Source organism: Pseudomonas sp. 478 (assembly GCF_003254125.1).
Taxonomy (GTDB): domain Bacteria; phylum Pseudomonadota; class Gammaproteobacteria; order Pseudomonadales; family Pseudomonadaceae; genus Aquipseudomonas.
The window spans coordinates 139,042-160,874 of record NZ_QKZG01000010.1 but is presented as its reverse complement, the minus strand read 5'-3'; the positions used below and the strand labels follow the sequence as shown (position 1 = coordinate 160,874).

The following is a 21,833-nucleotide window of genomic DNA, read 5'->3' as shown; positions in this document are numbered from 1 at the left end:
CCATCGGACACCTGCGAATTGCCCTTCGTGCCGCGCCAAAACCAGTGGTTGCGGTACACTTGGCACTTTTTGGGGGAGCACGCCCTCCTCCCTTCAATCAGCCGAGAAGCCCATGCCGATCCGCCATTGCATCGTCCACCTGATCGACAAAAAACCCGACGGCACACCTGCAGTTCTCCATGCTCGCGATTCCGAACTGGCCGAGTCGAGCGCCATCGAGTACATGCTTGCCGACCTCAATGAGAGCTACAACGCCAAACAAGGCAAGGCCTGGGGTTTCTTCCATGCCGAGTCCGGGGCGCATCCGTTCAGCGGCTGGCTGAAGGAATACCTCGATGGCGGCAAGGATTTCACGGCGTTCAGCCGGGTGGCGGTGGAACACCTGCAAAAGCTGATGGAGGAATCGAACCTCTCTGTGGGCGGCCACGTGCTGTTTGCGCATTATCAGCAAGGCATGACCGACTACCTGGCGATCGCCCTGCTACACCACAGTGAAGGCGTTGCAGTGACCGATCAGCTGGACGTGACCCCGTCCCGACACCTGGATCTGGGCCAACTGCACCTGGCGGCACGGATCAACGTGTCCGAGTGGCAGAACAACAAGCAGTCCAAGCAGTACATTTCGTTCATCAAAGGTAAGAACGGCAAAAAGGTTTCGGAGTATTTCCGCGACTTCATCGGCTGCCAGGAAGGCGTCGACGGCCCCGGCGAAACCCGCACCCTGCTCAAGGCCTTCAGTGACTTTGTCGAAAGCGAAGATCTGCCGGAAGAGTCCGCCCGCGAGAAGACCAAGACCCTGGTGGATTACGCCAGCAGCCAGGCAAAATTGGGCGAACCCATGGGCCTGGAAGAACTCTCGGAGCTGATCGACGAAGAGCGCCCGAAAGCCTTTTACGATCACATCCGCAACAAGGACTACGGTCTGTCGCCGGAGATCCCGGCCGATAAACGCACCCTCAACCAGTTCCGCCGCTTCACCGGTCGCGCCGAAGGCCTGTCCATCAGCTTCGAAGCGCACCTGCTGGGCTCGAAGATCGAATACGACGAAGAAGCCGGCACGCTGATCATCAAAGGTCTGCCGACCCAGCTCACCGATCAGCTCAAGCGACGTAACTGATGCTCGGCGGCGTACTGAAGAAATGCCTGCTGATCCTGCTGGTGGTCGTGGTCTACCAGAACTGGGGCAAGATCGAGCGGGTATTCCATCCGGCGCAGGTGGTGTCCGAGCAGACTCAGGCCAAGGCCAACGTCGTACTCTATGCCACCGAATGGTGCGGTTACTGCAAACTGACCCGTCGCTTTCTCGATCAGAAGGGAATTCCCTATAAGGATTTCGATATCGAGAAGGATGCCCAGGCGCGCAAGGCCTACGAGGCGCTGGGAGGCGGCGGAATTCCGATCATCGATGTGAACGGGACGTTGATTCGCGGGTATGACCCGGACACCATTCTCGCCGCCCTGAAATAACCTATTGGCTCACTCAATCCCTGTGGTGAGGGAGCTTGCTCCCGCTTGAGTGCGCAGCGCTCACAAAACAGTTGGGCCTGCTACGCAGTCCAGCGGGAGCAAGCTCCCTCGCCACAGGTTAGAGCCAGCACAATCATCGTGATGCCAGGTTACTGCGCTTCAATGCGAAACCCGAATCGCGGAAAGTGTACATGCACCACACCGCCGCGCTCGTCTTCACGACGCAGAATCAATTCTTCACGGCCCGCAAACAGCAACTCACCCGCCACCGGGTCAACGCCGTAATCGATGGCGGCAATGACCACCTGCTGGCCCGCCTCAAAACCATTCGGCTCGTCGAATTGCTCCTCCGGCAATGCGGCCGGTGTGGCGTTGCGCGCAACCTCCAAGGCCTCTTCGGCGGTCATCTCGCTGAACGCGCCATGACCGAAACCCAACACGCGCCCCAGCCATGCCGAAACCGCGGGATAAGCATCGACCAACGGTGACGTGACGGGTGTGGCCTTGAGGAACCACAACGGATGGGCCAGGGCAAAGTCGGCAATCGACGGCTCGCCAAACAGGAAGTCGCCCTGTTCGCGCTGAAGCTGTTGCTCCAGACGCGCCATGATGGTCGGCCACTGATGCCGGGCCTGTTCAGCCGACAACCGTGTGGCACTGCCACCGCTGAACAATTCTGTGCGATCGGCAATGAATGCCTTGATCGCTTCCGGCGGCATATTGGCGAAGCGCACGGCGATCGATTCTGGTTGAAACACCAGGCTGACCGCGTGCTGGAACACCACCGAATCCGCCCATGCGGCGAAGGTCGCGGCGATCATTTCCTGACCTTCCGGGAAGAACGCCGGCAAGGCTTTTTCCTGCTCCAGACGACGGGCGATCAGCGACGTGTCGCAATAGATATCCGCGCCAATCTGCAATACCGGCGTCTTGCGGTAGCCACCGGTCAGCGCGGTCAAGTCGGGTTTTGGCATCACCGGCGAAATCTTCACCGAGCGCCAGGACAGCCCCTTGAAGCCCAGCAGCAAGCGGGCCTTTTCAGAAAAAGGGGACGTCGGGTAATGATGGAGAATTAACTCGGACATGCTCGGCTCCGCCGCACGGTTTGGGAATCCGCAGCTTAGCGCGCATTTCCTGTGCAGCCCACCGATCTGCCTGATGGGCACTTATCAGTCAGATTGATAAGCCCGCAGCAGCACTCGCCACCAAGCATTCCTTGGCGCTTTTCTTGAGTTTTTTGATCAGCCGTTCCTGACGCAGCGCTTCGCTTTTATCGCGGCAGGCTTCGGTGTAAACCAATGCCACGGCAGGGCTCGAGAGAAAAAAGCGCGCGCCCTTGCCACGCTGGTGGGTGGCGAAGCGGCGCACGGGATCATCGCTGATCCCGCAGTAGAGCGAACCATTGGCCGCGCGAACGAGGTAGACGAACCAGGGTTTGCTGACAGGCAGCGGCGGTTCGGCGGCAATGACGGAAGATTCGCTGGCGCTGTTCACGTGACGATCAAGGCTTGAAAGGAAACAAGCCGCGATCTTATCAGCGACTGGCCTGGAATGCCTTCAGCCCCTTCAAGGCTTGAGCGCGTACGGCGTTTCTCACCGCTGGCGTCCAGCCCAACAACAGCCCTTTGAAACCCAGCGCTTGTCGGGACCAGGTCCACATATCGAAGCTGTCGTGATGCTCGCAAATCTTGCCGTCACGAAACACAAAGCGCGCCTGGATGTCGTTGACCACAATATTGCCGGTCTGGCTAAACAGGTAGGTCGCCACCCAATGGGCGCCGCCCGTGCGCTCATCGCTGCGCACGTTATCGAACGTCAGGGAAAAATCCTTGGCCCGAGTGGTGAGCATCCGCCACATGTCGCCTGCATCGCGGCTGCGAAGTTCGCCGAACGCCGGATCACTGAACACCACGTCGTCGGTATAGCAGGCGCTCATGGCTTCGGCATCCAGCCGCTGGAAGGCTTGGTAGAACTGGGTGATCAATGCGTTGTGGGCATCACTCATGGACAGGCTCCCTGCGTTTGCAACGTAGATTCGAAAGATTGCCTGCACGATAGTCAACAAAGGCGCGAAACACTATCGGCATTCGTGAGCCGAATACCGACAGTGTGCGGGTGTCAGACCTTTTCGCTTTCGACCTGGACGTACAGCGAGCGTCCGGCGCCGAGGCCGGCGATGATCGCCCCAAGGCCGATGATGCCGAATATCCAGCCCAAGGCGTTCCAGCCACCGGTCCAGTCATGCACGATGCCGACCGCGAACGGTCCCATGGACGCCAGGGTGTAGCCGAAGCCCTGGGCCATGCTCGACAGGTTCGCCGCGACATGGGCGTCCCGCGAACGCAGCACGATCAGGGTCAACGCCAGACTGAACGTACCGCCCTGCCCCAGCCCCAGCAGGATCGCCCAGCCCCACAAGCCGTCGATCGGTGCGTAAAGACAACCGAACAAGCCGCCAAGGGTCAGCAGCATGACGATGACGATCGCCAGACGCTGATCCTTGCCACGCGTCGCCAGCCAAGGCGCCGCCAGTGAACTCGCCAACTGAACGATGACCGAGCCTGACAGCACCAGACCCGCCTGGGTCGGCGTCAGGCCGCGACCGATCAGGATCGACGGCAACCAGCCGAACACGATGTAGGCCAAAGAGGATTGCAGGCCCATGTAGAACGTCACTTGCCAGGCCAGAGGATCACGCAACAGACCGCGAACCCGATACGCGACGTTGTGCGCACCGTGTTTCTGCCCGACTTGTGGCAACCAGAAAATCGCCGCGACCAATGCCGGAACCACCCAGAAGCCCAGGCCCAAGGCCCAGCTCTTGTCGAAATGCTCGCTCAACGGCACAGTCGCGCCCGCGGCCATCGCCGCCCCCAGGCACAGGGCCATGGTGTAGACGCCGGTCATGGTGCCCGCGTGTTTCGCGAAGTCGCGTTTAACGATGCCGGGCAGCAACACACCGATTACACCAATGCTCGCGCCGGCCAGCACGCTGCCGGCAAACAGGCCGATCTCGCCGAGCGAACTGCGCAGGATGATCCCGCCGGCCAACATCAAGAGAATGCCCAGCACCACTCGCTCAGCGCCGAAACGTCGGGCCAGCACGGGCGCCAGCGGTGCAAACAAGCCGAGGCACAGCACCGGCAACGTCGTCAGCAAACCGGCCTGGGCTGCCGACAACCCGAGGGTTTTCGACACCTCGCTAAGCATCGGCGCCATGCTCGACAGCGCCGGGCGCAGGTTCAGCGCCACCAGTATCAGGCCCAGCAACAGCAGCCACGGCCGTCGCAGGATCGGGTGACTTTGCTGGACCTGTTCGTCATCCGCCTCGGCATCGATCAGCAGCTCTTCGAGCTCCGCCGTGCGCTTGGCTTGGGGGATGCGGCTGTTGTCGACCTGCTGGCTGGACATGGGGTTCTCGGTTTCAAGGTTCATTGATCAACTGCCTCGACAGGGCTTTGGCCCGTTCCGGGTCGCGTTGCTCGACGGCATCAAGCAGTTCGATATGGAGGTCAAACACCTCTTGGCGTCGGGGGGAAATGTTCAGGGTTTCGCGCAACTGCGCACCGATGACACTGGAAAAATAGCGATACAGCTCGCTGAGGGTCGGGTTGTGCGCGGCGTCCACCAAACGACGGTGGAACACCAGATCGCAGGCGATATACGTGTCGAGATCGCCGTGATAGTGGCTGCCGCTGACGCCCAACGCCTCGCGCAATGCCACCAGGTCTTCGTCGGTACGACGCAACGCAGCCAGGCCGATGGCCTCGACTTCCAGAATGTGCCGTGTTTCCCGGGCCTGTTCATGGGAGCAGCGGGACAACGCTTTCATGGTGTCGAGCGGATCGACCACCGCCCGCAGATAACTGCCGTCGCCCTGACGGATTTCGATCAACCCGGAAAACGCCAGTACGCGCATGGCTTCACGCACGGTATTGCGGCTGATGCCCAACTCGGCGGACAGCTCGGGTTCGGTGGGTAAACGCTGGCCGACCGTCCAGACGCCTTCTGTGATGCGCAGGCGCAACTGATCCAGGGCCTGATCGACCAGGGACCGCTTTATGAGTGGAGAAATTTCTGACATTGGATTCGCCCTTTCATCCAATCATAGGATGAATTTTCTGACATGTTAGTCAGCTTCGCGTAGGACGACAACCGCCTACGGTCAGAGAGAAGGAAATGGAGCGGGATTTTCGATTAGTCAAAATTACCCTTTAAGGGTAATTTCAGGGACAGGGTTTTGGTTTCTTATGGAAAAGAGCACACCCCATTACGACTTGGCGGTGATCAAGGCTGAGGTGGTCAGGCTGGGCAGAAAGGCATTCACCCGACGGGCTGTGGAATCGGGCAGCTACATGGGTTTCAACGTCCGGCAAATGATCGAGGTGATCGGTGCACTGGAACGCCGAATGCTTTTCAAATCCATGACCACCTATGTCGACCACCGGGTTTGGCAGGACGTTTATCACACTACATTTCACGGATTGGAGATTTACATAAAAGTGTCTTACCGCCCCGGCGGTGGACATCCAGTAGTCTCCTTCAAGGAGAAAGACCTATGAGAACGCAGCAATGCGTCAACTGTGGCACACACGATGGGATGGGGCACTTCGAAGGCCGCACTCTCTCAGTCAATTACAAACAGATGTCGCGACTTGTTGACGAGCTTGCGGGTTGGGAATGCAGAGTTTGCGGTGAAATCGAATTCGATCATGACACCGACAGCGCCGAGCGTTATGCAGATGCCAGCGATCAATTGCTTCAGGACTGCCTGCAACTGATCGGCTCGGAGATCAAGCGTATCCGCCGCAAACTCCATCTCACGCAAAAAAACGCAGTGAAGTTGCTGTCCGGCGGTGGGAACAATGCCTTTTCGCGGTATGAGCGTGGAGAGCTGCCTGCGCCCAAACCGTTACTCACACTGATGCAGCTGTTGGACCGTCACCCCTATTTACTGGCCGAAATTGAAGTATTGAACGAAGGCGCCGCCCTCAAACAACTATTGGCCGCCCGTCATCCGGAACAGGAAGCGACACTAACCTCCTGACCTCAAACCCCAGACAAAATAAACCCGGATCAAGTCCGGGTTCATTTCAACACCTGCGCAGGATCAATGCAGGATCTGGCTCAAGAACAGCTTGGTCCGTTCATTCTGCGGATTATCGAAGAAGTCGTTCGGCGCAGCCTGTTCGACGATTTCACCCTTGTCCATAAAGATCACGCGATTGGCCACGGTGCGGGCGAAGCCCATCTCGTGGGTCACGCAGAGCATGGTCATGCCGTCTTCGGCCAGGCCGATCATGGTGTCCAGAACCTCTTTCACCATTTCAGGGTCGAGTGCCGAGGTCGGTTCGTCGAACAGCATGATTTTCGGCTTCATGCACAAGGCACGGGCAATCGCCACACGCTGTTGCTGACCGCCGGACAGTTGCCCCGGGAATTTATGCGCCTGTTCCGGAATGCGGACGCGTTCCAGGTAATGCATGGCGATTTCTTCGGCCTTGCGCTTGGGCATCTTGCGTACCCACATCGGTGCCAGGGTGCAGTTCTGCAGGATGGTCAGGTGCGGGAACAGGTTGAAGTGCTGGAACACCATTCCGACTTCACGGCGTACCGATTCGATCTGCTTGAGGTCGTTGGTCAGCTCCACGCCATCGACCACGATGCGGCCCTGCTGGTGTTCTTCCAGTCGGTTGAGGCAACGAATGGTGGTGGACTTGCCGGAACCCGACGGGCCGCACAGGACGATTCGCTCGCCCTGTTTAACGTTCAGGTTGATGTCTTTCAACACGTGGAACTGGCCGTACCACTTGTTCACGCCCTGCATCTGAATAATGCCTTCAGGGCTCACAGGCTTTTTGATTGCTTCGCTCATTACAGAACTCCTAACGCTTGTGGCCAGTGTCGAGCTTGCGTTCCAGATGCATGGAATAGCGCGACATACCAAAACAGAAAATCCAGAACACCAGGGCCGCGAATACATAGCCTTCGGTGGCCATGCCCAACCATTTAGGGTCTGCGGCGGCTTGTTTGACGCTGTTGAGCAAGTCGAACAGGCCGATGATGATCACCAGGCTCGTGTCCTTGAACAGCGCAATGAAGGTGTTGACGATGCCGGGGATCACCAGCTTCAGGGCTTGCGGCAGAATCACCAGTCCCATGCTGCGCCAGTAACCGAGGCCCATCGCTGCAGCCGCTTCGTACTGACCTTTGGGAATCGCTTGCAGACCACCGCGCACCACTTCGGCGACGTACGCCGACTGGAACAGGATCACCCCGATCAGTGCCCGCAGCAGCTTGTCGAAGCTCATGCCTTCGGGCAGGAACAACGGCAGCATCACCGACGACATGAACAGCACCGTAATCAACGGCACGCCACGCCAGAATTCGATGAAGGTCACGCAGACCACACGAATCGCCGGCATGTTCGAACGACGCCCCAGCGCCAGGACGATCCCCAGCGGCAAAGCGCCGGCGATACCGACGGTGGCGATCACCAGGGTCAGCATCAAGCCGCCCCATTGGCTGGTCGCCACGCTGGTCAGGCCGAAGAGCCCGCCATGCAACAGGAAGTAGGCAATGATCGGGTACAGCACCAGGAAGCTCAGCCCATACACCGCTTTATGGTGAAAGCGCGAGATAAACAACGGTGCCACGCCGATGACCGCCAACCACACGGTCAGGTCCACACGCCAGCGCAGGTCTGTCGGATAGTAGCCGTACATGAACTGGCCGAAGCGCTGTTGGATGAACACCCAGCAGGCGCCCTCCTTCGTGCAGTCGGCGCGCGTGGTGCCGACCCAGTTGGCATCGAGGATCGCCCAGCTCAGGATTGGCGGAACAATCAGGTAGATGAGGTAGAACGCAAACAGGGTCAGCAGGGTATTGAGCCAGCTGGAGAACATGTTGGCGCGCATCCACGCCACGACACCGATGCTGCGGTTCGGGGGCGGCATGTCAGGTTTGAAAGTATGAGTCGTCATGCGCTTTTCCTTACCGCTCGATCAGCGCAATGCGCTTGTTGTACCAGTTCATCAGCAGGGAAATGCTGATACTGATCGCCAGGTACACGCTCATGGTGATAGCAATCACCTCGATCGCCTGCCCGGTCTGGTTCAGCACCGTACCGGCAAACAACGAAACCATTTCCGGATAACCGATACCGGCCGCCAGCGAGGAGTTCTTCGCCAGGTTCAGGTATTGGCTGGTCAGCGGTGGAATGATCACGCGCAGGGCTTGCGGGATGATCACCTTGCGCAGAGTCGGACCGTTGCGCAACCCCAGCGAGTGCGCCGCTTCCGTCTGGCCGTGGCTGACCGACTTGATGCCCGAGCGCACGATCTCGGCGATAAACGCCGCGGTGTACACCGTCAGGGCCAGGGTCAGCGCCAGCAGTTCCGGGATCAGCACCCAGCCACCAACAAAGTTGAAGCCTTGCAGCTTCGGCATTTCCCAGTGCAGCGGCGCGCCGAAGATCAATGCGCACAGTGCAGGGATCACCAGGAACAGCGCCAGGCCCACCCAGAATTTGTGGAACGGTACGCCGGTCTCTTCGAAGCGTTTGGTCGCCCAGCGGCTCATCAGCACGATGGCGACAATGGCCACGACGATGCTGACCACAAACGGCCAGAAACCATCCGCCGTCAACGCGGCCGGCATGTTCAGGCCACGGCTGCTGACAAAGAAGGTGTCGCCGAAGTTATGGCTGTTGCGTGGCCCCGGCATGGTCAGGAACACCGCGAAGTACCAGAACAGGATTTGCAGCAGCGGCGGAATGTTACGGAAAACCTCAACATACACCGTCGCCAGCTTGGCAATGATCCAGTTCTTCGACAGCCGTGACACACCAACGATGAACCCGAGGATCGTCGCCAGGATCACGCCGATGAAAGTCACCAGCAGCGTGTTGAGCAGGCCGATGACAAACACCCGGGCATAGCTGTCCGATTCGGTGTAGTCGATCAGGTGTTGAGCGATGCCGAAACCGGCACTGCGCTCCAGAAAGCTGAAGCCGGAGGTGATGCCCCGGTGTTGAAGGTTGGTCTGCGTGTTGTCGAACAGATACCAGCCCATCGAGACCACCGCCACAATGGTGATGATCTGAAACAGCCACGCACGCACTTTTGGATCGCTGAGGCTGAGCCTCTGCTTTGGTGCGCCGATTGAATTTTGCATGAAGTGCCCCGCAAAGAATGGAACAGAACATCACCCGGTGGTTGGCCCACCGGGTGATAGAACCATCAGCGCACTGGTGGTGCGTATTGAATGCCGCCGTTGGTCCACAGGGCGTTCAAGCCACGGTCGATTTCCAGCGGAGTGCTCTTGCCGAGGTTTTTCTCGAAGACTTCACCGTAGTTGCCAACCTGACCGACGATCTTGACGACCCAGTCCTTCGGCAGCTTCAGGTCTTTACCGTACTCGCCATCAGCACCCAGCAAACGGGCAACGTCCGGGTTTTTGGTCGACTTGGCTTGTTCAGCCACGTTTTTGGAAGTCACGCCCGCCTCTTCGGCGTTGAGCATGGCGTAGCCAACCCAACGAACGATGGCCAGCCACTCGTCGTCGCCGTTACGCACGACTGGTCCCAGAGGTTCTTTGGAAATGGTTTCCGGCAGAACCACGTAGTCTTTCGGCGAAGCCAGCTTGCTGCGCTGTGCGTACAGCTGGGATTTATCGGAGGTCAACACGTCGCAACGACCGGATTCCAGCGACTTGGCGCTTTCATCTGAGGTGTCGAAAGTGATCGGGGTGTACTTCAGATTGTTGGCACGGAAGTAGTCGGACACGTTCAGCTCGGTGGTGGTACCGGCTTGAATACAGATGGTTGCACCGTCCAGTTCCTTGGCACTTTTCACGCCCAGCTTGCTGTTGGCCAGGAAGCCCACGCCGTCGTAGTAGGTGATGAAGCCAGGAAACTTCAGGCCCATGCCCGCGTCACGGGAACTGGTCATGGTGGAGTTGCGCGACAGCATGTCGATTTCGCCGGATTGCAGAGCGGTGAAACGCTCCTTGGCATTCAACTGGCTGAATTTGACTTTATTTGCATCGCCGAACACTGCAGCAGCCACGGCGCGGCAGTAGTCAGCATCGATACCAACGATCTTGCCAGTCGAATCCGGTACCGAGAAGCCCGGCAGACCGTCACTTACGCCGCACTGTACGAAACCTTTCTTCTGCACTGCATCCAGGGTTGCACCCGCCTGAGCGAACCCACTGACACCGAGTACTGCGGCTGCAGTCACGATAGCCAGGGTGGATTTCAACATCTTCATTCAAACCTCCAGTTTTGCTCTTGTTGTGTCGGAGCTGAGTCCAGTCGCACCCTTATGAGGCGTTGTTGACCCGTGTTGGCTTTTTTTGGGGTCAACCGACGTAAGACCTGCGCTATGAGTCTAGTAGGAGAAAATCCACATCATGGACAACTCACTTCTCACCAATCGGCCGAACGGGCTGTAGCCCTTTCACGTTCGCGGAGCCCGTAGCGGCCACTGGCGAACATCCATCACCGGATTCTTTGCTATCCCACCGCCAGCAGTACACTGATAGTGTTACCGCAAGGCGCGAGATGGGTTGCACCGTTTCCCCATAGCAAAGCCCGTACCAGACCGCTCGCTGAAGCGATTGCGCGACAGGTCAATAGCAAAACTTGTAGCCTTGCGACATCTTCTTAACTGATCAACCAGGCGCGCACTCAGATCTCGCACCCAATGAGAGCGTCTGCACAATATTGGAGCAACCATGACCGAGCCCTTGATTCTTCAACCCGTCAAGCCCGCAGACGCCTGCGTTATCTGGCTGCACGGCCTGGGCGCCGACCGCTACGACTTCCTGCCGGTGGCCGAAGCGCTGCAGGAAACCCTGCTGACCACCCGCTTCGTTCTCCCTCAGGCACCGACCTGCGCCGTGACCATCAACGGTGGTTACGAGATGCCGAGCTGGTACGACATATTGGCCATGAGCCCCGCGCGCGCGATCAACCGCGACCAGCTGGAAGAGTCGGCACAAAGGATCATTAATTTGATCGAAGTGGAGCGAGCCATCGGAATAGACGCCTCGCGGATATTTCTAGCCGGTTTTTCCCAAGGCGGCGCGGTGGCATTACACGCCGCGTTTCTGAAATGGCAGGGGCCATTGGGTGGCGTACTTGCCCTCTCGACCTACGCACCGACCTTCAGCGATGAACTGGAGCTTTCCGCCAGCCAGCAGCGTATTCCCGTGCTGTCTTTACACGGCCAGTACGATGACGTCGTTCAAAACTCCATGGGCCGCACCGCCTACGAGTATTTAAAGCAGCATGGTGTCACCGTGACATGGCAGGAATACCCAATGGGCCACGAAGTGTTACCCGAGGAGATACGCGACATTGGTGTCTGGCTCGCCGAGCGCTTGCGTTAACTGTTTATGTGAAAAGCAGCCCATTGATCCATCCCACTACGCCGCGCCTGATTCTTGCATTACACTGGCCGGCGTATATTCCTTAACCAATTGATGAGATGACCGTGCTCAAAGCACTCAAGAAAATGTTCGGTAAAAGCGAGACTGAGCAGCTCGCGCCAGTCTCCAGCGCTCCGTCTCACCATCCCAGCCACCGCACCGACGGTAATCAGTCTGGCCGGACCGCAACCGTAGCGGTACCGAAGCACGAGCCGATCACCACACCGGCCGTCCAACCCGTTGAGGCTCAGGCCTCTGAAGAACCGGGCAGCGAAGCTGCGAAACCTGCCCGACCGCGTCGCGAACCGAAGCCAAAAGCACCGGTTATCCCCTGGAAACTCGAAGACTTCGCCGTCGAACCCCAGGAAGGCAAAACCCGTTTCCACGATTTCAAACTCGCCCCCGAACTGATGCACGCCATCCAGGACCTGGGCTTCCCGTATTGCACGCCGATCCAGGCACAAGTTCTCGGCTTCACCCTGGCCGGCAAAGATGCCATCGGTCGCGCCCAGACCGGCACCGGCAAAACCGCAGCGTTCCTGATTTCGATCATCACCCAGTTGCTGGAAACCCCGCCGCCGAAAGAGCGCTACATGGGTGAGCCGCGGGCGCTGATCATTGCACCGACCCGTGAACTGGTGGTGCAGATCGCCAAGGACGCAGCCGACCTGACCAAATACACCGGCCTCAACGTCATGACGTTCGTTGGCGGCATGGACTTCGACAAGCAGCTCAAGCACCTCGAGGCCCGTCACTGCGATATCCTCGTGGCCACACCGGGCCGCTTGCTGGACTTCAACCAGCGCGGCGACGTGCACCTGGACATGGTCGAAGTCATGGTGCTGGACGAAGCCGACCGAATGCTCGACATGGGTTTCATCCCACAAGTGCGTCAGATCATTCGCCAGACTCCGCCGAAGAACGAGCGTCAGACGCTGCTGTTCTCTGCGACCTTCACCGAAGACGTGATGAACCTGGCCAAGCAATGGACCACCGAGCCGTCGATCGTCGAGATCGAGTCGCAGAACGTGGCCAGCGAAAACGTCGAGCAGCACATCTACGCCGTCGCCGGTGCCGACAAATACAAACTGCTCTACAACCTGGTCAACGACAACGGTTGGGAGCGGGTGATGGTGTTTGCCAACCGCAAGGATGAAGTGCGGCGCATCGAAGAACGCCTGGTGCGTGACGGCGTCAACGCCGCGCAACTGTCCGGCGACGTGCCGCAGCACAAGCGCATCAAGACTCTGGAAGGTTTCCGCGAAGGCAAGATCCGCGTCCTGGTCGCCACCGATGTGGCCGGTCGCGGCATTCACATCGACGGTATCAGCCACGTGATCAACTTCACCCTGCCGGAAGTCCCGGACGACTACGTGCATCGCATCGGTCGTACCGGTCGTGCCGGCGCCGATGGTGTGTCCATCAGTTTTGCCGGTGAAGACGACTCCTACCAGCTACCGTCCATCGAGGCGCTGCTGGGTCGCAAGATCAGCTGCGAAACACCACCGACGCATCTGCTGCGGGCGGTTGAGCGCAAGCGCCCGTAACGCGGGTCGCATTAAAAGAGGCGCAGCCGGAAACGGACTGCGCTTTTTTTTCGTCCGTTTTTTTCAACAGGAGCTTGCTCGAGATAACTAAAAGTCCATAATGGACAAATTAGTTTACTTCCAGCTCCCGGAGCCGACCATGTCCAGTACGCCTTACGTGATCACCCAACCTCAGGCCCGCGAGCTGCTGGCGCAGGTCGACGTGCCGCAGATCCTGCGCAAACTGTTCCGCGATCTGGCCGCCGGGCAAGCTGTGCAACCGGCGCAGCAACTGGTGGAGTTTCCGCAGGGCGCTGGCGACTTCATCAACTACCTGGGTGTGCTGGCCGAAGACGGCGTCTACGGGGTCAAGACCTCGCCGTACATCGTGCGTGAACAAGGCCCGCTGGTGACCGCCTGGACGCTGCTGATGTCGATGCAGACCGGCCAGCCGCTGTTGCTTTGCGATGCCGGTGAACTGACCACGGCACGCACCGCCGCAACCACCGCCGTGGCGGTCGACGCCCTCGCCCCGCTGAAGGCGCAGCGCCTGGCGATCATCGGCAGCGGCAAGGTCGCCCAGGCGCACTTGCACTACGTCAAAGGCCTGCGCGACTGGCAGAGCATCAGCCTCTACTCGCCGAGCCTGAGCGACAACAATCCCGAGGTGTTGGCGCAGCTCAAAAGCCTCGATCCACGCCTGACCATCGTCGACAGTCGTGAAGCAGCGGTTCAAGACGCCGATGTCATCATGCTCTGCACCTCGTCCGCAGGCCCGGTGATTGACCCGTCAAGCTTGAGCAAACCGGCGCTGATCACCTCCATCAGCACCAACGCACCACGTGCCCACGAAGTGCCGCCGCAGAGCCTCAATGACATGCAAGTGTTCTGCGACTATCGTCTGACCACCCCGGGCTCGGCCGGCGAGATGCTGATTGCCGGTGAACAACATGGCTGGGACAAAAACGCGATCATCGGCGACTTGCCCGATCTGCTCAGCGAAAAAGTGCAGCGCCCTGACTACGACCGTCATGTGTTCTTCCGCTCCATTGGCCTGGGCCTGGAAGACATTGCACTGGCCAACGCCATCTATCGCCTACAGCACTAACACCACAAACCCCTTGTGGGAGCGGGCTTGCTCGCGAAAGCGGTCTGACATTCACCAATGATGTTGACTGGCACACCGCTTTCGCGAGCAAGTCGAATCGTCGCACCGCCACTCCCACAATGATCATCGACACATTCGGCATTTGCGCTCGACAGGAGACGTTCATGAGCCAGGCAGATTTCATCATCATCGGCGGCGGAATTGCCGGTGCTTCCACCGGTTTCTGGTTGTCGCAGCACGCCCGAGTGATTGTGCTCGAACGCGAATCCCATCCGGCTTACCACTCCACCGGACGGTCAGCCGCACTGTTCACCGCCGCCTATGGCACACCGCAGGTTCGGGCGCTGACCCAGGCCAGCCGTGATTTCTTCGACGCCCCTCCGGCCGGTTTCTGCGAACACCCGCTGCTGACCCCGCGTGGCGAGATGACCGTGGACTTCACCGGTGACCCGGCCGAACTGAACAATCAATACCTGAGCGCCAAAGCCACGGTGCCGGAGATGCAGCTGCTCAGCGCCGAAGAGGCCTGCGTGCGCCTGCCGATTCTGCGTCGGGAGAAAGTCCATGGTGCCATTTACGACCCGACCGCCAGCGACATCGACACCGACGCCTTGCACCAGGGTTACCTGCGCGGTATCCGACGCAACAAAGGTGAAGTTCATACCGACAGCGAAGTCCTGAGCCTGACCCGCGACGCTGAAGGTGTGTGGCACGTGCAAACCAACGGCCAGACCTTCAGCGCCCCGATCATCATCAACGCGGCAGGCGCCTGGGCCGACAAAATCGGCGAGCTGGCCGGTGCCAAACCACTGGGCCTGCAACCCAAGCGCCGTGCGGCGTTCATCTTCGCCGGCCCCGAGGGCGTGGACATCCACCATTGGCCAATGCTGGTCAGCCTCGACGAATCCTTCTACATGAAGCCTGACGCCGGAATGTTCCTCGGCTCGCCCGCCAACGCCGACCCGGTGGAACCGCACGACGTGCAGCCTGAAGAGTTGGACATTGCGATGGGCATTTACCAGATCGAAGAAGCCACCACCCTGACTATCCGCCGTCCGACCCGCACCTGGGCCGGCTTGCGCAGTTTCGTGAGCGATGGAGATTTGCTGTCCGGTTTCGATCCACAGGTGCCGGGGTTATTCTGGGTAGCGGCACAAGGCGGTTATGGCATCCAGACCTCGCCGGCCATGGGCCAGGCCAGCGCTGCACTGGTACGCGGTGAAGCCTTGCCCGAGCAACTGACTCGCTTCGGTCTGAACACCCAGATGCTCTCCCCTGCTCGACTGGGCTGACGTTCGGACGCAGGTGACGTGCTGACACGATTGCGGCAAACTTCCAGCGCCCTTTTTTGACGGGGCGCTGATGCTGTCTGGAGCTCCACTTTATGAACGCCAAAGAACAAGAACCCGCCGGTGATGACTCTGCATTGAAGAGCTCGCCGCTGGACAATTTCCGTGCGATCGCCGATGCCATCGCCACATTGTTCTTTCCCCACGCCGAGGTGGTGCTGCACGACCTGCGCACCCAGAAGGTCGATTACATCGCCAACAACCTGTCCAAACGGGAAATCGGTGATGACTCGTCGCTGGAGGACATGCTCAGCGAAGAGATCAGCGAACGAAACATCGGGCCGTACGAAAAACTCAATTGGGATGGCCAGAAGATTCGCAGCCTGAGCAGCGTGCTGCGCGACAGCGAAGGTCGTCCGCTGGCGGTGCTGTGCATTAATCTGAATATTTCGTTGTTCGAAAATGCCAAAGCCGCGCTGGATCTGTTCCTGTCACCGAGCAAGTTGATTCCACAGCCCGATTCACTGTTTCGCGATGACTGGCAGGAGCGGATCAACACGTTCCTGCACGCCTGGCTGCGCGAACGCCAGCTGAGCCTGAACCTGCTGACCCGTGACCATAAGCGCGAACTGGTGCTGGCACTGCACGCCGAAGGCGCCTTCAAAGGTAAAAGCGCTTCCAACTATGTGGCGAACGTGCTGAACATGGGGCGGGCAACGGTGTACAAACATTTGAAAGAACTGAAGGGCTAATTGTGGCGAGGGAGCTTGTCGGAACGCCGCATCGTCCCGCTGGGCCGGGAACCGGCCCCTCTCTCTACCTGAAAAGAAGGGGCCTGCTGCGCAGTCCAGCGGGAGCAAGCTCCCTCGCCACAGGTTTCTCGCTTTAGCGGTTACTCCAGCACTGAAGCCGGCCCGAAGAACTCGTAACGGCTTTGCTTCTCTGGCACACCCAGCGCTTTCAGGTGGCGCTTGACCGCCGCCATGAAGCCTTTAGGACCCAAGAAGTACGCGTCCAGATCGCGCTGCTGCGGCAACCACTCACCCAATTGCTCCTGGCTCAACAACCCAACCTTGTCCGCCGCCGGGCTCACGCCATCATCTTCGTCGTAGCAATAAAAGCGTTTGAGTTGCGGGTGACGCTCGGCCAAGCCATCAATCCAGTCGCGGAACGCGTGAACGCTGCCGTTGCGTGCGCAGTGGATAAAGTGCACCGGCCGCTCGGTCGCCAGCGCTGCTTCCAGCATTGCCAGGGTCGGAGTGATGCCGACGCCGCCGCTGATCAGCACCAGCGGTTTGTCGCTGTCGGTCAGAGTGAATTCGCCCGCTGGCGGGAACAGCTGGATGCTGGAGCCTACCTGCAAATGATCGTGCAGGTGGTTGGAGGCGCGGCCACCGGTTTCACGTTTGACGCTGATCCGGTACTGACCCTTGTTGGTCAAAGCCGACAGCGAGTAGTTACGACGAATCTCTTCGCCATCGAGGATCAGTTTCATGCCGATGTACTGGCCCGGCTCTGCCGCCAGAATCGGGCCTTTGTCGGCTGGTTCAAAGTAGAACGAGGTGATTTCCTCGCTTTCGTCGACCTTGGCCACCACGATGAATTCCCGCGCCCCGCGCCAGCCGCCCGGTGCTTGTTCTTTCTGGTCGTAGATGCTGGTTTCGGCGCCGATCAGGATGTCGGCCAATTGACCATAAGCAGCCCCCCAGGCAGCCATCACTTCAGGTGTGGCGATCTCTTCACCCAGCACTTCAGAGATGGCTCGCAGCAGGCAGGAGCCGACAATCGGGTAATGTTCCGGAAGGATTTGCAGGGCCACGTGCTTGTTGATGATCTTGGCCACCAGGTCGCCCAACTGATCGAGCTGGTCGATGTGCCGCGCATACATCAAGACACCGTTGGCCAAGGCACGCGGCTGATCACCGCTGGCCTGGTGGGCCTGGTTGAACAGCGGACGAACTTCCGGGTACTCGGACAGCATCATGCGGTAGAAGTGAGTGATCAATGCTTCGCCGCCGCTTTCCAGCAAGGGCACGGTGGATTTGACGATTGCACGGTCTTGAACGCTAAGCATAAGGCGACTCCTGATCTACTTGGATTGCTAACTAATTGCCTTATACCTATCAGTTTCCATGCCAGAAAATAAAACCTTATAAATCAATTAGTTAAATTCTTTATAGTCATTTCGACACACACTGACTTATAGTCATACCGACTACATGGAGTCACTATGACTGCAAAAGCCCTGCTCACCACCCTGCTGCCACTGGTCGCCGACCTGTCCCGCGAACTCCCCGAAGGCGAGCGTTATCGGCGCTTGCTCGAAGCCATGCGCGCCTTGCTCCCGTGCGACGCCGCCGCCCTGCTGCGCCTTGATGGCGAATGGTTGGTGCCGCTGGCCGTCGACGGGTTGAGCACCGACACCCTCGGTCGACGCTTCAAAATCAGCGAACACCCGCGTTTCGAAGCGCTGCTCAGCAGCCACGGCCCGACCCGTTTTGCCGCCGACAGCGACTTGCCCGACCCTTACGACGGCCTGGTCGAGGGCCTCGATGAACATTTGGAAGTCCACGACTGCATGGGTTGCCCGCTGTTTATCGACGAGCGCCCGTGGGGTTTGCTGACCCTCGACGCACTCGATCCGGAGCGCTTCGAACCGATCGAACTGGACGCCCTGGAAGCCTTCGCCAGCCTCGCCGCCGCCACCGTCAACGCCGCCGAGCGCATCGAACGCCTGGCCAATCGTGTCGAAGACGAACATCAACGGGCCGAGGTTTACCGACAAGCCAGCGGCCAGCAGAACCGCGAGATGATTGGCCAGAGCAAGGCGCACAAACGGCTGGTAGAAGAAATCAATCTGGTGGGCGGCAGCGATCTTACCGTGCTGATCACCGGCGAAACCGGGGTCGGCAAGGAACTGGTCGCCCAAGCCATCCACGCCGCATCGCCCCGGGCCGACAAGCCGATCATCAGCCTCAACTGCGCCGCGCTGCCGGACACGCTGGTGGAAAGCGAACTATTCGGCCACGTCCGCGGCGCCTTCACCGGCGCGATGAACGATCGGCGCGGCAAGTTTGAACTGGCCAATGGCGGCACGCTGTTTCTCGACGAAGTCGGTGAGCTGTCCCTGACCGTCCAGGCCAAATTGCTGCGCGTCCTGCAAAGCGGTCAGCTGCAGCGATTGGGCTCGGATAAAGAGCATCTGGTCGACGTACGACTGATTGCCGCGACCAACCGCGACCTGGCCGAGGAAGTGCGCAGCGGCCGCTACCGTGCCGACTTCTATCACCGCCTGAGCGTTTATCCGTTGCTGGTGCCGGCACTGCGTGATCGTGGGCGGGATGTGCTGTTGCTCAGTGGCTATTTTCTGGAGCAAAACCGCTCTCGCATGGGCCTCAACAGCCTGCGCCTGACCAGCGATGCGCAGGCGGCATTGCTGGCATATACATGGCCGGGCAATGTGCGGGAGCTGGAGCACTTGATTGGCCGCAGTGCCTTGAAGGCGCTGGGTAACTGCAAGGAGCGGCCGAAGATTCTGAGTTTGAGCGCGGCGGATCTGGATTTGCCCAATGGCAGCGTTGAGCTTGCAACCGAGCCAGTCCCTGTCAGCCCTGCGGCTTTGGTCTCGGGAGACTTGCGGGCGGCGACCGAGGATTATCAGCGTCGACTGATTAACGCCTGTCTGGAACGGCACCATAACAATTGGGCGAGTGCGGCGCGTGAGCTAGGCTTGGATCGGGCGAATCTTGGGAGAATGGCGAAGCGGTTGGGGATAAAGGATTAAGTGTGGCGGTTTCTGAATCCAACCCTCACCCCAGCCCTCTCCCCAGAGGGTAGAGGGGGCCGATCGGGGATGATGCGGGATTTGCTTCGACCTGAGAAACCACGGTGAATCCAATTCGGTTTCTCAGGTCGACGTAATTTCCCATTCAGCTCGGTCGGCTCCCTCTACCCTCTGGGGAGAGGGCTGGGGTGAGGGGTGGATCCGACCACCAACCCATAACTACCCTAAAGCCCACCCCGTTCAGGTCGATAACCCGGCATCGATAGCTGCTGGCGATCCTCGCGATTGCCCATCACCTTTTTCCACAGAAGGTTTTTATGTCTTCAAACAAAGCCCGCGCAGACTCACTTTCGCTTCTGCTGTTTACCTTGCGCAGCGGCAAGCTGATGGCGATCAACCTGCTGAAAGTCAGTGAAATCATTCCCTGCCCGCCGCTGACCAAGCTGCCGGAGTCGCACCCCCACGTCAAAGGCATCGCCACCCTTCGCGGTGCCTCGTTGTCGGTGATCGACCTCAGCCGTGCCATCGGTGAACGGCCGCTGGAAGACCCGAACGGTGGCTGCCTGATCGTCACCGATGTCAGCCGCTCCAAGCAGGGTTTGCACGTTCAGGCCGTGAGCAAGATCGTCCACTGCCTGACCACCGACATCCGTCCGCCGCCGTTTGGCTCTGGCGGCGTGCGCTCATACATCACTGGCGTGACCTCGGTCGACGGCACGTTGGTACAGGTGCTGGACATCGAAAAAGTGATCCATGGCATCGCCCCGGCGCAGATTGAAACGGCCCCGACCGAACTGAGCATGGAAGACGCCGAAGTACTCGGCAACGCGCGGATTCTGGTGGTCGATGACAGCCAGGTGGCGCTGCAGCAATCGGTCCACACCCTGCGCAACCTCGGCCTGCAATGCCACACCGCCCGCAGTGCCAAGGAAGCCATCGACTGCCTGCTGGACCTGCAAGGTACGGCCCAGCAGATCAACCTGATCGTCTCGGACATCGAAATGTCGGAGATGGACGGCTACGCCTTTACCCGAACCCTGCGCGAAACCCCCGACTTCTCGCACCTCTATGTGCTGCTCCACACTTCTTTGGACAGTGCGATGAACAGCGAAAAGGCCCGTCTCGCCGGCGCGAACGCAGTGCTGACCAAGTTCTCCTCGCCAGAACTGACCAAGTGCCTGATCGAAGCGGCCAAGGCTGTCGCAGAACAAGGTCATTGAGGCTTGAGCAAGGACTTCTGCTTTCTGATGCGGCGCAACCTTGCTGAAGGTGTGCCTGCGATCGCTTGGCCTCAGGGAATCGTCCTCAGCGAATACCGCCCCGATCTGGCTGAAGCCGTTCATCGTTTGATGGAATCGGGCTATCAGGAAGGTGGTGGTCGCGTGCCGGACCTGGAGGTTTGGCAACAGCGTTTTGAAACCGATCCTGAATATGATCCGAGCCTGTGCTTCATCGCTCTGGATGCCGAAGGTATCGTCGGCGTGTGTCAGTGCTGGACCAGCGCCTATATCAAGAACCTGGTGGTGCATCCACGGGCTCAGGGCCGGGGTTTGGGTCGTGCATTGTTACTGCATGCTTTCAAAGTGTTTCAGCAACGGCGCGAAGGTTTTGTGGATTTGAAGGTATTGGAAGACAACCTTAGAGCGCAGCGTTTGTATGAAAACGCCGGAATGCGTGTAATCCGCCGGGAACCGGTTCCGGCCTGACACACCGCCTTCGCGAGCAGGCTCGCTCCCACAATGGATCTTTGTCGTACACAAAATCTGTGTCCTATGCAGAGCCAATGTGGGAGCGAGCCTGCTCGCGAAGGGGCCGACACATTCAACCTGAACCCATCAGGCATACTCCAACCTTGGCCAAAACACCCCCAAGGATGCCCGACCCCATGAAAGCAGCAAGCCTGACCCTCCTCTGCCTCACCGCTCTTGCCTCCCAGGTTCACGCTTCCAGCCCGGACGCCTGGGCCGCCTACGACAAAGCCGTGCTCGCCAGTTGCACCAAGGCCAGCGGCTTGAAAAATGCCAAACCTGTGGGCAACGCCGCGCAGTTCGATGACCGGGTTGGCTACACCGCACTGCTGTTGCAAGGCCAATACCCGCAAAAACACATGAAAGGCCAGCAAGGCACCGAACTGTGTCTCTACAACAAAAAAAGCAAAACCGCTTACGTCACCGAATGGGACTCCATCCGCCCAACCGCCAAGGCGCAGTGACTGGCGCATAACT

Annotated in this window: 23 protein-coding genes; 13 read left to right on the top strand and 10 right to left on the bottom strand. The window is 59.3% G+C overall.

What is annotated here, in order from left to right:
* Nucleotides 1-112: 112 nt before the first annotated feature.
* Both yejK and DFS28_RS21465 read left to right on the top strand, forming a co-directional pair.
* Nucleotides 113-1,117: a nucleoid-associated protein YejK gene (yejK, locus tag DFS28_RS21470; protein ID WP_008147593.1), complete on the top strand. Its 1,005-nt coding sequence runs from the start codon at nucleotides 113-115 to the stop codon at nucleotides 1,115-1,117.
* On the top strand, nucleotides 1,117-1,467 hold the full coding sequence (locus DFS28_RS21465; RefSeq protein WP_111451349.1) for a glutaredoxin family protein: 351 nt from the start codon (nucleotides 1,117-1,119) through the stop codon (nucleotides 1,465-1,467). The genes yejK and DFS28_RS21465 overlap by 1 nt, the downstream gene beginning before the upstream one ends.
* 149 nt (nucleotides 1,468-1,616) lie before the next feature.
* Here DFS28_RS21465 and DFS28_RS21460 read toward each other — a convergent pair whose 3' ends face one another.
* From DFS28_RS21460 to DFS28_RS21440, 5 genes are all read right to left on the bottom strand, one after another.
* Nucleotides 1,617-2,552, bottom strand: coding sequence for a glutathione S-transferase family protein (locus DFS28_RS21460; protein WP_111451348.1), 936 nt, complete (start codon nucleotides 2,550-2,552; stop codon nucleotides 1,617-1,619).
* Nucleotides 2,553-2,640: 88 nt separating this feature from the next.
* Complete coding sequence (locus DFS28_RS21455; RefSeq protein WP_111451347.1) at nucleotides 2,641-2,961, bottom strand: GIY-YIG nuclease family protein; 321 nt, start codon at nucleotides 2,959-2,961, stop codon at nucleotides 2,641-2,643.
* A gap of 40 nt (nucleotides 2,962-3,001) precedes the next feature.
* Nucleotides 3,002-3,472, bottom strand: a complete 471-nt coding sequence (locus tag DFS28_RS21450) for a nuclear transport factor 2 family protein (RefSeq protein WP_111451346.1) — start codon at nucleotides 3,470-3,472, stop codon at nucleotides 3,002-3,004.
* Between the two features lie 113 nt (nucleotides 3,473-3,585).
* A complete protein-coding gene (locus DFS28_RS21445) occupies nucleotides 3,586-4,902 on the bottom strand; it encodes a CynX/NimT family MFS transporter (RefSeq protein ID WP_111451345.1) in 1,317 nt (438 codons plus the stop codon).
* Entirely contained in the window at nucleotides 4,892-5,551 is a 660-nt protein-coding gene (locus DFS28_RS21440) for a FadR/GntR family transcriptional regulator (protein WP_008147581.1), read from the bottom strand. Before DFS28_RS21440 ends, DFS28_RS21445 begins: the two co-directional genes overlap by 11 nt.
* A gap of 166 nt (nucleotides 5,552-5,717) precedes the next feature.
* On the opposite strand from DFS28_RS21440, the gene DFS28_RS21435 reads away from it, so the two are divergent.
* Together DFS28_RS21435 and DFS28_RS21430 are read left to right on the top strand one after the other, a co-directional pair.
* On the top strand, nucleotides 5,718-6,029 hold the full coding sequence (locus tag DFS28_RS21435) for a type II toxin-antitoxin system MqsR family toxin (RefSeq protein ID WP_111451344.1): 312 nt from the start codon (nucleotides 5,718-5,720) through the stop codon (nucleotides 6,027-6,029).
* Complete coding sequence (locus DFS28_RS21430; protein WP_111451343.1) at nucleotides 6,026-6,514, top strand: type II toxin-antitoxin system MqsA family antitoxin; 489 nt, start codon at nucleotides 6,026-6,028, stop codon at nucleotides 6,512-6,514. Before DFS28_RS21435 ends, DFS28_RS21430 begins: the two co-directional genes overlap by 4 nt.
* Before the next feature lie 63 nt (nucleotides 6,515-6,577).
* Here DFS28_RS21430 and DFS28_RS21425 read toward each other — a convergent pair whose 3' ends face one another.
* The 4 genes from DFS28_RS21425 to DFS28_RS21410 all read right to left on the bottom strand — a co-directional run bounded on the left by DFS28_RS21425 (nucleotide 6,578) and on the right by DFS28_RS21410 (nucleotide 10,739).
* Complete coding sequence (locus DFS28_RS21425; protein WP_008147575.1) at nucleotides 6,578-7,342, bottom strand: amino acid ABC transporter ATP-binding protein; 765 nt, start codon at nucleotides 7,340-7,342, stop codon at nucleotides 6,578-6,580.
* 10 nt (nucleotides 7,343-7,352) lie between these two features.
* On the bottom strand, nucleotides 7,353-8,450 hold the full coding sequence (locus DFS28_RS21420) for an amino acid ABC transporter permease (protein WP_111451342.1): 1,098 nt from the start codon (nucleotides 8,448-8,450) through the stop codon (nucleotides 7,353-7,355).
* Nucleotides 8,451-8,460: 10 nt separating this feature from the next.
* Nucleotides 8,461-9,642 (bottom strand): amino acid ABC transporter permease, encoded by a 1,182-nt coding sequence (locus DFS28_RS21415; RefSeq protein ID WP_008147571.1) that lies wholly within the window; start codon nucleotides 9,640-9,642, stop codon nucleotides 8,461-8,463.
* 65 nt (nucleotides 9,643-9,707) lie between these two features.
* Nucleotides 9,708-10,739 (bottom strand): amino acid ABC transporter substrate-binding protein, encoded by a 1,032-nt coding sequence (locus DFS28_RS21410; RefSeq protein ID WP_111451341.1) that lies wholly within the window; start codon nucleotides 10,737-10,739, stop codon nucleotides 9,708-9,710.
* 466 nt (nucleotides 10,740-11,205) lie between these two features.
* Between DFS28_RS21410 and DFS28_RS21405 the strand changes: the two genes are divergently transcribed.
* From DFS28_RS21405 to DFS28_RS21380, 5 genes are all read left to right on the top strand, one after another.
* Nucleotides 11,206-11,862: an alpha/beta hydrolase gene (locus DFS28_RS21405; protein ID WP_111451340.1), complete on the top strand. Its 657-nt coding sequence runs from the start codon at nucleotides 11,206-11,208 to the stop codon at nucleotides 11,860-11,862.
* A gap of 98 nt (nucleotides 11,863-11,960) precedes the next feature.
* On the top strand, nucleotides 11,961-13,448 hold the full coding sequence (gene rhlB, locus DFS28_RS21400; RefSeq protein ID WP_111451339.1) for an ATP-dependent RNA helicase RhlB: 1,488 nt from the start codon (nucleotides 11,961-11,963) through the stop codon (nucleotides 13,446-13,448).
* Nucleotides 13,449-13,587: 139 nt separating this feature from the next.
* Nucleotides 13,588-14,535 carry an ornithine cyclodeaminase family protein gene (locus tag DFS28_RS21395; RefSeq protein WP_178082223.1) on the top strand — a complete coding sequence of 316 codons (948 nt, stop codon included), beginning with the start codon at nucleotides 13,588-13,590 and terminating at the stop codon, nucleotides 14,533-14,535.
* 164 nt (nucleotides 14,536-14,699) lie between these two features.
* Nucleotides 14,700-15,827, top strand: coding sequence for an FAD-binding oxidoreductase (locus tag DFS28_RS21385; RefSeq protein WP_111451336.1), 1,128 nt, complete (start codon nucleotides 14,700-14,702; stop codon nucleotides 15,825-15,827).
* Between the two features lie 92 nt (nucleotides 15,828-15,919).
* Nucleotides 15,920-16,576, top strand: coding sequence for a transcriptional regulator (locus tag DFS28_RS21380; protein WP_111451335.1), 657 nt, complete (start codon nucleotides 15,920-15,922; stop codon nucleotides 16,574-16,576).
* Nucleotides 16,577-16,716: 140 nt separating this feature from the next.
* Here DFS28_RS21380 and hmpA read toward each other — a convergent pair whose 3' ends face one another.
* Nucleotides 16,717-17,898: an NO-inducible flavohemoprotein gene (gene hmpA, locus DFS28_RS21375; RefSeq protein ID WP_111451334.1), complete on the bottom strand. Its 1,182-nt coding sequence runs from the start codon at nucleotides 17,896-17,898 to the stop codon at nucleotides 16,717-16,719.
* A gap of 156 nt (nucleotides 17,899-18,054) precedes the next feature.
* On the opposite strand from hmpA, the gene norR reads away from it, so the two are divergent.
* The 4 genes from norR to DFS28_RS21355 all read left to right on the top strand — a co-directional run bounded on the left by norR (nucleotide 18,055) and on the right by DFS28_RS21355 (nucleotide 21,820).
* Entirely contained in the window at nucleotides 18,055-19,608 is a 1,554-nt protein-coding gene (gene norR, locus DFS28_RS21370; RefSeq protein WP_111451333.1) for a nitric oxide reductase transcriptional regulator NorR, read from the top strand.
* A 317-nt stretch (nucleotides 19,609-19,925) separates the two neighbouring features.
* Nucleotides 19,926-20,828, top strand: coding sequence for a chemotaxis protein CheV (locus DFS28_RS21365; RefSeq protein ID WP_008147551.1), 903 nt, complete (start codon nucleotides 19,926-19,928; stop codon nucleotides 20,826-20,828).
* Nucleotides 20,829-20,855: 27 nt separating this feature from the next.
* The gene (locus tag DFS28_RS21360; RefSeq protein ID WP_111451332.1) at nucleotides 20,856-21,314 is read left to right on the top strand and encodes an N-acetyltransferase; all 459 of its coding nucleotides are present in this window, start codon (nucleotides 20,856-20,858) and stop codon (nucleotides 21,312-21,314) included.
* Between the two features lie 179 nt (nucleotides 21,315-21,493).
* The gene (locus DFS28_RS21355) at nucleotides 21,494-21,820 is read left to right on the top strand and encodes a hypothetical protein (protein WP_111451331.1); all 327 of its coding nucleotides are present in this window, start codon (nucleotides 21,494-21,496) and stop codon (nucleotides 21,818-21,820) included.
* The last annotated feature ends 13 nt before the right edge of the window (nucleotides 21,821-21,833 follow it).

What these genes read in the sequence shown, in the direction of transcription:
- DFS28_RS21465 (WP_111451349.1), top strand. Translation starts at nt 1,117, where the DNA reads ATGCTCGGCGGCGTACTGAAGAAATGCCTGCTGATCCTGCTGGTGGTC.
- DFS28_RS21355 (WP_111451331.1), top strand. Translation starts at nt 21,494, where the DNA reads ATGAAAGCAGCAAGCCTGACCCTCCTCTGCCTCACCGCTCTTGCCTCC.
- norR (WP_111451333.1), top strand. Translation starts at nt 18,055, where the DNA reads ATGACTGCAAAAGCCCTGCTCACCACCCTGCTGCCACTGGTCGCCGAC.
- DFS28_RS21385 (WP_111451336.1), top strand. Translation starts at nt 14,700, where the DNA reads ATGAGCCAGGCAGATTTCATCATCATCGGCGGCGGAATTGCCGGTGCT.
- DFS28_RS21415 (WP_008147571.1), bottom strand. Translation starts at nt 9,642, where the DNA reads ATGCAAAATTCAATCGGCGCACCAAAGCAGAGGCTCAGCCTCAGCGAT.
- DFS28_RS21380 (WP_111451335.1), top strand. Translation starts at nt 15,920, where the DNA reads ATGAACGCCAAAGAACAAGAACCCGCCGGTGATGACTCTGCATTGAAG.
- rhlB (WP_111451339.1), top strand. Translation starts at nt 11,961, where the DNA reads ATGACCGTGCTCAAAGCACTCAAGAAAATGTTCGGTAAAAGCGAGACT.
- DFS28_RS21420 (WP_111451342.1), bottom strand. Translation starts at nt 8,450, where the DNA reads ATGACGACTCATACTTTCAAACCTGACATGCCGCCCCCGAACCGCAGC.
- DFS28_RS21405 (WP_111451340.1), top strand. Translation starts at nt 11,206, where the DNA reads ATGACCGAGCCCTTGATTCTTCAACCCGTCAAGCCCGCAGACGCCTGC.
- hmpA (WP_111451334.1), bottom strand. Translation starts at nt 17,898, where the DNA reads ATGCTTAGCGTTCAAGACCGTGCAATCGTCAAATCCACCGTGCCCTTG.
- DFS28_RS21450 (WP_111451346.1), bottom strand. Translation starts at nt 3,472, where the DNA reads ATGAGTGATGCCCACAACGCATTGATCACCCAGTTCTACCAAGCCTTC.
- DFS28_RS21460 (WP_111451348.1), bottom strand. Translation starts at nt 2,552, where the DNA reads ATGTCCGAGTTAATTCTCCATCATTACCCGACGTCCCCTTTTTCTGAA.
- DFS28_RS21430 (WP_111451343.1), top strand. Translation starts at nt 6,026, where the DNA reads ATGAGAACGCAGCAATGCGTCAACTGTGGCACACACGATGGGATGGGG.
- DFS28_RS21435 (WP_111451344.1), top strand. Translation starts at nt 5,718, where the DNA reads ATGGAAAAGAGCACACCCCATTACGACTTGGCGGTGATCAAGGCTGAG.
- DFS28_RS21410 (WP_111451341.1), bottom strand. Translation starts at nt 10,739, where the DNA reads ATGAAGATGTTGAAATCCACCCTGGCTATCGTGACTGCAGCCGCAGTA.
- DFS28_RS21425 (WP_008147575.1), bottom strand. Translation starts at nt 7,342, where the DNA reads ATGAGCGAAGCAATCAAAAAGCCTGTGAGCCCTGAAGGCATTATTCAG.
- yejK (WP_008147593.1), top strand. Translation starts at nt 113, where the DNA reads ATGCCGATCCGCCATTGCATCGTCCACCTGATCGACAAAAAACCCGAC.
- DFS28_RS21445 (WP_111451345.1), bottom strand. Translation starts at nt 4,902, where the DNA reads ATGAACCTTGAAACCGAGAACCCCATGTCCAGCCAGCAGGTCGACAAC.
- DFS28_RS21365 (WP_008147551.1), top strand. Translation starts at nt 19,926, where the DNA reads ATGTCTTCAAACAAAGCCCGCGCAGACTCACTTTCGCTTCTGCTGTTT.
- DFS28_RS21360 (WP_111451332.1), top strand. Translation starts at nt 20,856, where the DNA reads ATGCGGCGCAACCTTGCTGAAGGTGTGCCTGCGATCGCTTGGCCTCAG.
- DFS28_RS21440 (WP_008147581.1), bottom strand. Translation starts at nt 5,551, where the DNA reads ATGTCAGAAATTTCTCCACTCATAAAGCGGTCCCTGGTCGATCAGGCC.
- DFS28_RS21395 (WP_178082223.1), top strand. Translation starts at nt 13,588, where the DNA reads ATGTCCAGTACGCCTTACGTGATCACCCAACCTCAGGCCCGCGAGCTG.